This is a genomic window from Vulcanococcus limneticus LL (genome assembly GCF_002252705.1).
Lineage (GTDB): Bacteria > Cyanobacteriota > Cyanobacteriia > PCC-6307 > Cyanobiaceae > Vulcanococcus > Vulcanococcus limneticus.
This window is the reverse complement of sequence record NZ_NQLA01000072.1, coordinates 1-10,211: the sequence shown is the minus strand read 5'-3', so window position 1 is coordinate 10,211 and position 10,211 is coordinate 1. Positions and strand designations below refer to the sequence as shown.

The 10,211-nt window shown below is 61.6% G+C and carries 12 protein-coding genes; 3 read left to right on the top strand and 9 right to left on the bottom strand.

What is annotated here, in order from left to right; all coding sequences use genetic code 11:
* Positions 1 to 138 precede the first annotated feature (138 nt).
* Entirely contained in the window at positions 139 to 1,449 is a 1,311-nt protein-coding gene (locus tag CJZ98_RS16370) for an LLM class flavin-dependent oxidoreductase (RefSeq protein WP_198537909.1), read from the top strand.
* A 36-nt stretch (positions 1,450 to 1,485) separates the two neighbouring features.
* Entirely contained in the window at positions 1,486 to 2,484 is a 999-nt protein-coding gene (locus CJZ98_RS16365; protein WP_094592186.1) for a sulfonate ABC transporter substrate-binding protein, read from the top strand.
* 76 nt (positions 2,485 to 2,560) lie between these two features.
* Here CJZ98_RS16365 and CJZ98_RS16360 read toward each other — a convergent pair whose 3' ends face one another.
* The 4 genes from CJZ98_RS16360 to CJZ98_RS16345 form a co-directional block, all read right to left on the bottom strand.
* Positions 2,561 to 4,129, bottom strand: a complete 1,569-nt coding sequence (locus CJZ98_RS16360; protein WP_198537907.1) for a metallophosphoesterase family protein — start codon at positions 4,127 to 4,129, stop codon at positions 2,561 to 2,563.
* Entirely contained in the window at positions 4,126 to 5,430 is a 1,305-nt protein-coding gene (locus CJZ98_RS16355) for a diacylglycerol kinase family protein (protein WP_094592185.1), read from the bottom strand. Before CJZ98_RS16355 ends, CJZ98_RS16360 begins: the two co-directional genes overlap by 4 nt.
* Before the next feature lie 42 nt (positions 5,431 to 5,472).
* Positions 5,473 to 5,706 carry a Nif11-like leader peptide family natural product precursor gene (locus tag CJZ98_RS16350; RefSeq protein ID WP_094592184.1) on the bottom strand — a complete coding sequence of 78 codons (234 nt, stop codon included), beginning with the start codon at positions 5,704 to 5,706 and terminating at the stop codon, positions 5,473 to 5,475.
* A 234-nt stretch (positions 5,707 to 5,940) separates the two neighbouring features.
* Positions 5,941 to 6,150: a hypothetical protein gene (locus CJZ98_RS16345; protein WP_232756562.1), complete on the bottom strand. Its 210-nt coding sequence runs from the start codon at positions 6,148 to 6,150 to the stop codon at positions 5,941 to 5,943.
* A 279-nt stretch (positions 6,151 to 6,429) separates the two neighbouring features.
* Between CJZ98_RS16345 and CJZ98_RS16340 the strand changes: the two genes are divergently transcribed.
* On the top strand, positions 6,430 to 6,639 hold the full coding sequence (locus CJZ98_RS16340; RefSeq protein ID WP_198537905.1) for a hypothetical protein: 210 nt from the start codon (positions 6,430 to 6,432) through the stop codon (positions 6,637 to 6,639).
* 799 nt (positions 6,640 to 7,438) lie between these two features.
* On the opposite strand, the gene CJZ98_RS16335 is transcribed toward CJZ98_RS16340, so the two are convergent.
* The 5 genes from CJZ98_RS16335 to CJZ98_RS18065 form a co-directional block, all read right to left on the bottom strand.
* Positions 7,439 to 7,783, bottom strand: a complete 345-nt coding sequence (locus tag CJZ98_RS16335; protein WP_094592183.1) for a hypothetical protein — start codon at positions 7,781 to 7,783, stop codon at positions 7,439 to 7,441.
* A 264-nt stretch (positions 7,784 to 8,047) separates the two neighbouring features.
* The gene (locus CJZ98_RS16330) at positions 8,048 to 8,431 is read right to left on the bottom strand and encodes a GNAT family N-acetyltransferase (protein ID WP_232756563.1); all 384 of its coding nucleotides are present in this window, start codon (positions 8,429 to 8,431) and stop codon (positions 8,048 to 8,050) included.
* Between the two features lie 274 nt (positions 8,432 to 8,705).
* Positions 8,706 to 8,966, bottom strand: a complete 261-nt coding sequence (locus CJZ98_RS16325) for a DUF2442 domain-containing protein (protein ID WP_094592181.1) — start codon at positions 8,964 to 8,966, stop codon at positions 8,706 to 8,708.
* The gene (locus CJZ98_RS16320; RefSeq protein WP_094592180.1) at positions 8,959 to 9,192 is read right to left on the bottom strand and encodes a DUF4160 domain-containing protein; all 234 of its coding nucleotides are present in this window, start codon (positions 9,190 to 9,192) and stop codon (positions 8,959 to 8,961) included. Before CJZ98_RS16320 ends, CJZ98_RS16325 begins: the two co-directional genes overlap by 8 nt.
* Before the next feature lie 73 nt (positions 9,193 to 9,265).
* Entirely contained in the window at positions 9,266 to 9,745 is a 480-nt protein-coding gene (locus CJZ98_RS18065; RefSeq protein WP_108723320.1) for a DUF4275 family protein, read from the bottom strand.
* Positions 9,746 to 10,211 lie beyond the last annotated feature (466 nt).

The window sequence follows — 10,211 nt, the reverse complement described above, 5'->3', positions numbered from 1 at the left end:
AGCCACCAGCTTGCGACGCTAGAGGCCAATCCAGGCTTAAAGAATATTGGCTGATCTAAGCGGGCACTCAAGCCTCTATTGTCCAGAGTTTCCCTAGGAAGCCGATAGTCATCACCTCCAGTCACCTGCCACGAAGTCTTGAAGCAAATCCACCTAGCCGCCTTCATGATTGCTGGCAATTGTGCCCATAGCCATGCACTTTGGCGGCACCCACTCGGACGGATTGACTTTTTAAAGCCAGAGATCTATCGAGCGATCGGAGAGACACTCGAGCGGGGGAAATTCGATCTACTGTTTTTTGCTGATCGTCTGGCAATCTCCAGTAGTTTCGGTCAATCCTCGGATGTGGGGCTCCGCTATGGCGATCAAGATGCAACCCGAATGGATCCCATTCCCGTCTTGTCCTTGATCAGTGCCCACACTAAATCGATCGGATTGGGGGCAACGCGCTCAACAACATACTGTCAGCCTTATCACATTGCACGTACATTTGCAACGCTTGATCATCTCAGTCGTGGCAGGGCTGCCTGGAATGTGGTCACATCCGTTAACGACTCTGAAGCGGCAAATTTCGGACTGACCAGCCACTTGGGCCATGATGAACGCTATGACAAGGCGGAGGAGTTTCTAGACGTTTGCTTCCGTCTGTGGGATAGCTGGTCTGCCGAGGCCCTTGTTTTAGACAAAGACACCGGCCACTTCGCAGATCCAACCGCGATCCATGCCATCGATCACAATGGCGACTGGTTCAGGGTGAAAGGACCTCTCAACATCCCCCGTTCCCCCCAGGGTAGGCCGGTCATTATCCAAGCTGGATCCTCGGGGCGGGGACGCGCCTTTGCGGCCCGATGGGCGGAAGTGGTGTTCACGGTTCAGCCCGATCGGGCACGCCTCAAGAGCTTCTATGTCGACATGAAGTCAAGGGTCAAAGCGGCCGGTCGTGATCCGAGCCAATGCCTCATCCTTCCAGCCGTCATGCCATTGATCGGCACAACAGAAGCTGAAGCCATCGACAAGCAACGCCTCCACAATGAGTTGGTGCATCCGTTGGTGGGGCTCTCCACCCTCTCAAGCCACGCCAATTACGACTTCGCCAAGCATTCCCTCGACGAGCCACTTGGTGAGATCTCCACGACTGGCATTCAAGGCCTGGTGGAGAGCGTGCTGAGAATCAGTGAGTCTCAGAATCTCACCCTGCGGGAGATTGGCAAGATCTATGGCCAAAGTGTGCTGACTCCCCAGCTGGTGGGAACCGCAAAGCAAGTGACCGATCAAATGGAGGCCATGGTTCGCGATGGGTGTTGTGATGGCTTTGCCATTTCGCCAGCCTATCTGCCCGGCTCATTCGTCGAGTTTGTTGACCACGTTGTGCCGGAATTGCAGGGTCGCGGCCTTTTCCGTCAAGAGTTTGCGGGCACAACCTTGCGGGAACACTTGCACTTGAATTAATGCCGAGCCATAGAGACCAATCGCGAGCCCAGCAAGATGACCATCAGTCTTCCCGAATCCTTTGGCAAGCGATTCGGCCGTAGATCCTTTCTGGTGTCTGCTGGCTTGGCCATGGCTGGTGCAATCCTAGGGAGCAGATCGACAGCAGTCGCCGCTGAGAGAGTTAGAATTGGCTATCAAAAGTTCAACACACTAAACATACTCAAATCTCGCGGTGCACTCGAGAAAGCCCTGGCACCTTTGGGCATCTCAGTGGAGTGGAATGAATTTGCCGCTGGCCCCCAGTTGCTGGAAGCTCTCAATGTAGGAAGCATTGATTTTGGCCATGCGGCGGACACCCCGCCAATCATTGCCCAGGCAGCCGGCACCCCATTTGTCTATGTAGCCAAGGAACCTCCCTATCCCAGAGGGCTTGCCGTGGTGGTCCGCAAGGATTCTCCGATTCGCTCGATCAAAGATCTCAAGGGTAAGAAGGTGGCGATTGGCAAGGGCTGGAACGTCTTTAACCTGCTGCTCGTTGCCCTCGAGAAAAACGGTCTGTCACTGAAGGATATTGAGCCTGTCTTCGTCAGTACGGCTGCCGATGCCCGGTCGGCCTTCCAGCAAGGAAGTGTTGATGCCTTTGGCACCTGGGATCCGTTCTATGCGGTCGTGGAGCGCAGTCTGGATGTCAGAACGCTGGTGGATGGCAAAGGGCTGGTCGGCAACCCTACCTTCTATCTGGCATCACGAGACTTCGCCACGAAACGCAAGAAGGTGATCTCCAGAATCCTCGACGAGGTTCAGAAGCTTGATGTCTGGGCCAATGCCAACCCAGAAGAGGTTGCCAAGTTCTTGGCGCCTCAGCTCAAGGTTGATGCCGTGGATCTGGAACGCGCTACTCGTCGCCGCAAGTACGGCGTGCAGCCAATCACAAAGAATGACGTCATCAGCCAACAGGACATTGCCAACCGCTTCTACGACCTCAAGTTGATTCCAAAGAAGATCTCCATCAAGGACGCTGTTGTCAACACCGACTTTCTCGGCAACCCATGACTTGCTGACCTGGACCCTGCTGGTGACCAGCTCGGCCGCCCCCTTGTCAGCTCAACAGCCTGCTGAGACAGGGCAGTTAGGGCTGCAAACCTGGCAACGCATAGGACTGCCACGTCCCTGAAGCCTTCTCGGCCACCAGGGGCGTGAGCGTGAGCCTGAGGGGGCTGCCGGCTGCCACGTCGACGCGCAGGGCGGAATAGGCGCGACGCAGGTTGGAGCCCCGGCCGCTGCGGCCGAGGAACAGGCGCGAGTGGGCCACATCCCGTTCCGCGCCCGGTGGCCCCTCCTTCAGGTCTGGTCCTTCCTTCCGTTGGCGGCGCAGGCTGTAGCCGCTTCCGCCGCAGATCACCCAGGGAATGTGGGCATCGCCATGGCCGGTGTCGCCGGTGGACAGCACCTCCAGGCAGTGGGCATGGCCGCTGAAGGCGAGATCGAGCAGGGGTCGGCCGGCCGGCAGCGGGCCGAGGGCGGCGGCCACGCGATCGAGCACGCGGCGCAGCTGGGCACGCACGGCCAAGGTCTGGCCCTGGTCCCACTTGCTGGCCTCGGTGACGTAGGGCGGATGGTGCAGCACCAGCAGGCGGCCCCGCACCGCCGGGTTGCGCCAGGATGCGATCAACGCCTCAGCGAACCAGTCGAGCTGGGCCCCATCGCATTCGGGCGCCAGGCCAGCCCGCGCCGTCGCTCCGCTGGCCAGCTGCTTGTCGAGATCGCGAATCTGCTCGGCTAGTTGCTCGAACTTCGCGGCCCGGTCATCCCGGGCATCGTCGTCGTCACCGCCATCCAGGCTGCGCAGCAGCGCCATCCGTTCAAGCTCGAATGCCTGGCGGCGCCGGCGCAGCCCCTCCTCGCGGGCGCTGGTTTCAGCTGGGCCCTGTGGCTCCGGCGGCAGGGGCTGGTTGAAGGTGTTGGAGTCGAGGGCGAACACGTCGACACCGGCCCAGCGCAGGGCGTAGTAGCGGTTGGGCAGGCGCGTGAAGTGGCCGGGGCTGTAGAGCAGGCAAGGGGCACCGTCGACCACCGCGGTGCGTGTGGCGTCGAGATGGGTGGTGAGCTGGTGCTCTGGGACGGCGGCGAGGACGTCGAGGAAGGCATTCGCCCAGGCCTGCCCCACGAAGGACCCGTGCCAGCCCACATCCAGGTCGATCCAGGCGCGCAGCAACCGGCGCACTGGCGCGGTGAGGCCGGCGAGAAGCGCGAGCGGGACGGGGATGTCGTAGTAGTCGTGGTTGCCGAGGACCGGCAGGAAGGGCACCCGGAAGACAAGTCGGTCGTAGACCAGTCGGCGCCAGTCGTCGCCTCCCACGATCCACTCGCGGTAGGGGCGGATGAAGTTATCGCGGTACTGCTCGCTGGACCCCACCAGATAGACCACATCGCCGGTGTGGAGCAGGAAGCGGGCGTCGGAGCCATGGGCGAGGAGCTGCTCGGCCACCCGGCGCTGGGGGCTGCCACGGCGATGGCGACCGGTGCCGCTGTCCCCCAGCACGAGAAAGCTGAAGGCCTCGGGCGTGGCGGGGTCGCCCTCGATCGCCATCCGGCAGGGATCGAGGCCACGGCGGCTGACTTCGGGCTGGCCCCAGCGCACGCGAGCCGCCATGCGGCGGATCTTGGTGGCGATGCTCGCCTCGGAGGCGAAATTCACGGCGCTCGCAGCGGCGCGAACACGGTCAGGGCGCCCGGCTGGCAGGTGAAGGTCACGGGATCGGCCTCCAGGATCTCGCCGTCGATCACCAGCTTCTGGGGAGGATCGGTGCTGATCGTGAGGCGCCGGGCCCGTAGGCAGAGCAGATCGGGATGGGTGGTGGCCGACTGCACCACGGCGGAGGCCATCAGCGAGGCGAGGGCGTTGATTCCCTGCAGGCGGGTGGCGGGCGAGGCGATGGTGACCTCGAGCAGGCCGTCGTCGGGGATCACCTGGCCGAAGCCCTGGGCGAGCACGGAGGTGGCGGGGGCCGCGTTGGCCACGGTGATGGCGACCGCCTGCAGCTCGGTGATGGCCCCGTCGATCTCGATGCGGGCCTGGAATGGTTGCTGGGCCACCAGCTGCCGGGTGCCGGCGAGCACGTAGGCGAGCGGGCCGAGCATGGCCTTGAGTTCACGGGTGGCGCGGTCCACCATCCCGGCCTCGAAGCCGAGGCCGGCCAGCAGGACCATCGGCACGTCGTTGCAGCGAGCGGCGTCCACCACGTGGGTGTGGCCGGCCAGGATCGTGTCGCAGGCGGCTACCAGATCGGTGGGAATGCCCAGGGCGGCGGCAAAGGCGTTGGCGGTGCCGCGGGGAATGACGCCAAGCGGAATGCCGGTGCCTGCCACTGCTCCCGCCACCGCCGAGACGGTGCCGTCGCCGCCGCAGGCCACGATCATCACGTTGCCCGGCTCGCCGGCCGGGCGGGTTTGCAGCAGTTCGACGAGCTCCAGGGTCTGCACCGCCGGATCGCTGTCGGGCTGGGTCAGCAGCACGGTGACCAGCAGCTGCGGCTCGAGGATCGAGCGGATCAGCGCCAGATCGGCATTGGGATCCCCCTGGCCGGCCACCGGGTTAAAGAGCAGGTAAGCCGAGCGGCCATGGGCCAGGCCGCGCAGGGCCAGATCGGCGCTGGCGGGGTTGAGCGCCAGGGGCACGGCGGCCAGGTCGCAGGCACGGATCAGCAGCCGGGCATCGGGCGGGGTGCCCGGTGGATCGAGTGGATCGAGGAAGGCGATGACGGCCGCCACACCGCCTGTGAGCACCTGGGAGGCCACCTGGATGTCGCCACCGTCGGCCAGGGAGGGGAGCACCCGAAGCGACAGGTCCATCGTGCGCGGATCAGCCTGCAGCCGATCGGCCAGGTCAGCGGTGGTGACCAGGGGGAGCCCGGCCACGAAGGCGAGCTGCCGATCGAGCCACTCCAGCAGCGCCTCGGCGCGCGACGCGCTTGCCAGCAGCACCAGGGCATGGGTCATCGCGCTGAGGCTAGCCAGCTCGCCCGATGGGGCCAGCCTGGTTCAGCCCCAGATTCCCAGGGGCTGGTGGCCAGCGCCTGCGCTCGGGGGCTCCTCGGACATCCACTCCTGGCAGGTCGTCAGCCAGAGGATCTCCGGGTCGCTGAGGTCATAGCCCGCTGCCCGCACGGTCTCGGCGAGTTGCACAGGGTCCGCCTCCAGCCCAAGGAGGCGTTCCTGCCAGGCGGGATCGGCACGCACCACCGCAATGAAGGCATCGAGCTGCGCCTGCGACATCGAGCTGTGGACCTGGAACCACCCCCTTGTTTAGGCCCAGTGGGGCGGTGCGGCCAAACCTGTCAGCGTCGTGGTGCAGGTTCTACCCTGATCGACCAGGGCCGCTGGCCTCGAGCCACTGGGCTCCCAGGCCATCAGCACCAGCGGATGCACCGGCAGCGAGGACTCTGGGTCCGCCAGCCGGGGGGATTCCATGGCGGGAGGCAGCGTCAGCCCAGAGGGGTCCGGATCGGCTCATTCCAGCGCGTGGTCCTGCTCAGCCGGGAACCCGGCCTCCAGGCGTTCGGCCAGCGCCAGGCACTGATCCATCTCCTGCCACAGCAGTTCACGGCGCTGCTGGGTGACGGCAAACGAGCGGTGGTGCAGGTCGCGGCCCAGGTAGCGCAGGGCGGCGCAGATGCGCTGCCAGTCGTCTGGGCTGAGCTCGCCAGGGTTGATGGTCATGCACTGAATCCTGCTCCAGGCAGCGTCCTCCCCTGCCTGACATTCCGGAAGCCTTTCAGTTCTCCGCTGCCGCTCGCCTGCCTTGAGCGGCTCGTGGCGGTGTGATCAGCGGGCTGATGCTCGCTGTAGCCGTGCAACTGCACCAGCCCACGCCGCCGCGGGCGCTGCTCAGTGCCGCCCTGCATCCAGGGGCAGCCGTTGCCGCACCTGGCCAACCGGTGGCCCTGGGTAGTCTCCCGCCCCTCAACTGAACGGATGCATCCGCGACTCCGCTGGCCGATGACCAGCGCCGAGCGAGCCTTTGCCTGCGAACACCTGGGCTTTGCCCATCGCCAGTCACGGCGCTTTGCCCAGCGCTGGCAGCTGAGCACCGACGAGCTGCTTGGTCCGGCCTATGAGGGCCTGTGTAAGGGCGTCATCGGCTTTGATCCGAGCCTTGTTCACCGCCCATCGCTTCCAGTGCATCGCCGGTGCCATTGGCGCTGGTGATGGTGAACACAAAAGCGCGCTGGCTTAGAAGCCCACTCCATTCCTAATCCATACAAGAACCCTTCTTTCATGGTATCGACGACTGTTGTCATCGCATCACCCTGTTTGGAGCTGATAATGTAGCCCGGCAGTCCGGGCCAACTGTTAACTGGTTGTCGGAATTGAATATGATATCGATTGCCGCTGATGTGTATAGCTTCATGCAAGGGTACAGTTGGTGACAAGAAACGTGAAAAGAGCTATCTCCCTCTTGATGGGAGTTCATCAACATGAATGCGAGTCATCTTCAGGATGCCAATAGAAGTTAAATGCGCGGTCAGGCGATTAAAGCGCGAGAACTGAGTGACGCGCGCTAGTCCGCCCGCGCTCGCTCCAGTGACAAGTGCGTGCAGGAAAATCGCGCGATCGCACAGCGTGTTGGCGCACTGCCCACTAGCTTCATCGAGCCGTAACAATGTCAATTTGGGTGCTAGCTGATCCTGATGTACCTGACGCCGCTCCTGATGAGACGGATAGACGGACCCGATGCTTCGAACGCGTGATGGCGGTGCCTAGGGCGGGGGCCGGAGTATCCGATTTATCGGCTCCTGTCGGCTAGGAACTCAATCCTGAAATCGCCGGTTGGGATCTGAAAGACGAAGGTACCCTCGACGCTGACACTGCCGGAGCCGCTTACTGATCCGCCTGCTGATCCGCTGGCACCTGCTGTCGCGGTGACAGGCGGCAGCACGATCTCCTTGGCAAGCGCGAAGAACAGGCCGGGCAGGGAGGTCGGGACGTTCTTTCGCTTGTCGAGAAGTTACGGGTTCTTGCTGAGCTTGGGCTTACGCGCGGCGGCCGTCCCACCGCCGGAGCCCCCAGTTCCGCCACTGCCGCCAGACGAAGCACCGTCGCCACCGACTTCGATGTCGAAATCGGTCTCGCCCTTTAGTGCGGCCTCGGCCTCGAGTCTGCTCATGGCGGTTACCCGAATTTCCTCGTTCTCCGGAACGATCTCGAAAAGGTAGCTCGACAGGTTTTCGGGCAGCGCGAAGGCCGATGTCGTCTTGAAGTCGATGCGGGCTCCGAAGGTCTGAACGTCGCCGAACAACGTCCGCAAGACCGGCGAGCCGTTGTTCTCAAAGCTTACGGGGAACTGGCTCAAACCTGACTCAGAGAAATCGAGCGGCTGGACGCCTGGGATAGCGAGTTCAAATTCGTCAATATCGTGCTCTCCTCCATCTGGATGTAAAGATAGCTTAGCTCGATAAGGCTAATCAGTCGGTCATCCCTGGTCAACCCACCGAACCCTTGGCTGAAGTCCAGTAAACGCCGCGATCAGCAGCGGGAGCAACTTCTGCAGTTCAATAGATGATCTTTACGGCCATCTACTGCCCCGTGATGCTATGCGGCCTACGCAGGAAATCTCTCACCGCAAGTCGAGGCGCATCACATGCCGACGGCTACCGGCACGCCCAACCTCCTTGAACCCGAGCTCTTGGAACGTTGGCACGAAGCCCATAAAGCGATAGCTGGGCGACTCAGGATCGACCGGATATACCTCCAAAATGTCAGCGCCCTGAAGGCGGGAGTGTTGGATTGCAGCGCGGATGAGTTCCTTGCCGAGGCCCACACCTCGAAACTCACGTTTCACGAACATGCATACGAGTGACCATACCTTTCTTTCATCGTCGTCAAGACCTCCCAAAGGGCGGTAGGAGTCACGGGGGGCAACTGAACACCAAGCAACGGGATCGGTTCCTCGGTATCCGAGAAGACCAACAGGCTGCCCGCCCACAATGCGGTTTCGCATAGCATCCATCTTGGCGGCGCTAACCCCGCGACTTTCACTGGGCAATGCACGCCACGCCATGCACCAACAGTTTTTGGGCCCGCCCCTACTCAGAAATAGTGTCTCGAAGTCATTCCATCGGTCTGGCGTAATTGCTACATACCGGAGCTGTGGCACTTCAAGGGATTCAATCATCTCGCTGTTCCCGTCTGCATAACGCTTGCCATCACCATGCCGCACAGGGCCAGGGATGTAGATGCAGTCCCTTCGGTGGCGGTTCTAGTCCATGGCGGTGTTAGCTGATCAGGGTCTTGGCCTGGGACGCCGGCGCTCTACGAAGTAGTCCTTCCACACTTAAGTCTTCATCAAGACCTGGCCAATAGATTCCATAGCCCGCCCCAGCAATCTCCAAATTCACGCGGTCCTGGAAGGTGGCGTGCAGAAGACGCGGATACCAGGCGACAGGCACCGAGATGGATCGTCCATCCGCCAGATCGACAGTCAGCTTGTCCTCTGTGCAGGCAACGTCGGTGACCCGCTCGCCAGGGTTAGCCATGAAACTCCTCCCACGCTTTCCGCAGGATAGCTCTGTTCATGCTGACCAGCCACTCAATCTCACGAAGCTTGTAGGCCTGAATGCCAAGGCTGGAGGAAAGTGCGACCGGAGAGGGCCAGACTCTGCATGATGCCTGATCTCTATCCACATGATCATGAGGAGGTTCGTTTGGCTCGTGACTGTAGAGGTAGAACCTCAAAGGGCCGCTTCTGAGGATTGTCAGCATCCGCGATCGCCACCATCACTATGAGGATACTCAGTGAGGCCTTTCTGTGTAGCTAACGATTGAGTTAGGTTGCTCACCGCGACCATCCGCGCTCTTTTGCCGCTGCTGCCTCGTCACGCTTGCGAAGTCCTACTCGGTTGGCGGTCTCTAACTTGTCGTAGTCGCGATGCCGCGCGAAGTACGGGCCAAGCCAACCATCCTCGTGTGTAAATGCCATCGTCCAAGCCCAGTTAATCGGACAAACAAGGTAGTCGGAGATCGATACGGTCGTCGGCCGCTGGTCGGTGACAAGGCCTTGATCTCGGTCATTGGAGAGAACCAGGTATCTGAGTGACTCATGCCTGTTGTACTCGGCAATGGCCGCTTCTCCGCTGACACTTGCGTAGCGCTTAGAGCTAAAGACATGCCACGCGTAGTCGTCGACATGAATATCCCTTCGGTTGGCGGGAAACTCGCTCTCCCACTCACTGAATTGAACCGCTACTTCTTCCTTGCTGAGCAGGCTTATCACTTCTCCCGGAGCGACAAATAACTGCGACTGCTGACGTGCCATGAACAACCTAACGCTTATAGAATGGCTTCCATGAACCACTCTCGGGCGGGGTTCTCTTCCATGAACCACAGCGAAGCCTCTGCTGGGATTTGAGCAAGTTCATTGCGGTGAAGTGCTTCTCGACATGGGCTTCCCCGACAAGGCACTGGTTCTCGGGTCCGATAGTCATCTGTTCTTATCGCTACACAAGTCAACCCCAGATGTCAATGCCTCGTGGGGTACCCAGGAGGCGCAGGGCGGAGCCTGTTCTCTGTCGATCCCTCGATACCCAGTGTTTCTGCAGCTGCGTTAGCCCCCCCGACCCCCGCCGAGTGCCTTTGCAGACCCCCCTAATCCAGCTGATCCAACCCTGCAGCCATGGTCCGCTACTGACGTGGACCCCGGAAACCGGTCCAGGGTGAATGAGAGTCCTCATCCGGCCAGACTGGGCCGGGGACTCGACCATGAAACGCACCAGGCACACAGC

Bases quoted from the DNA above. Each gene is read 5' to 3' on its own strand.
- CJZ98_RS16320 (WP_094592180.1), bottom strand. From the start codon at position 9,192: ATGCTGACAATCCTCAGAAGCGGCCCTTTGAGGTTCTACCTCTACAGT.
- CJZ98_RS16330 (WP_232756563.1), bottom strand. From the start codon at position 8,431: ATGCGAAACCGCATTGTGGGCGGGCAGCCTGTTGGTCTTCTCGGATAC.
- CJZ98_RS16365 (WP_094592186.1), top strand. From the start codon at position 1,486: ATGACCATCAGTCTTCCCGAATCCTTTGGCAAGCGATTCGGCCGTAGA.
- CJZ98_RS18065 (WP_108723320.1), bottom strand. From the start codon at position 9,745: ATGGCACGTCAGCAGTCGCAGTTATTTGTCGCTCCGGGAGAAGTGATA.
- CJZ98_RS16355 (WP_094592185.1), bottom strand. From the start codon at position 5,430: ATGACCCATGCCCTGGTGCTGCTGGCAAGCGCGTCGCGCGCCGAGGCG.
- CJZ98_RS16325 (WP_094592181.1), bottom strand. From the start codon at position 8,966: ATGGCTAACCCTGGCGAGCGGGTCACCGACGTTGCCTGCACAGAGGAC.
- CJZ98_RS16340 (WP_198537905.1), top strand. From the start codon at position 6,430: ATGACCAGCGCCGAGCGAGCCTTTGCCTGCGAACACCTGGGCTTTGCC.
- CJZ98_RS16350 (WP_094592184.1), bottom strand. From the start codon at position 5,706: ATGTCGCAGGCGCAGCTCGATGCCTTCATTGCGGTGGTGCGTGCCGAT.
- CJZ98_RS16345 (WP_232756562.1), bottom strand. From the start codon at position 6,150: ATGACCATCAACCCTGGCGAGCTCAGCCCAGACGACTGGCAGCGCATC.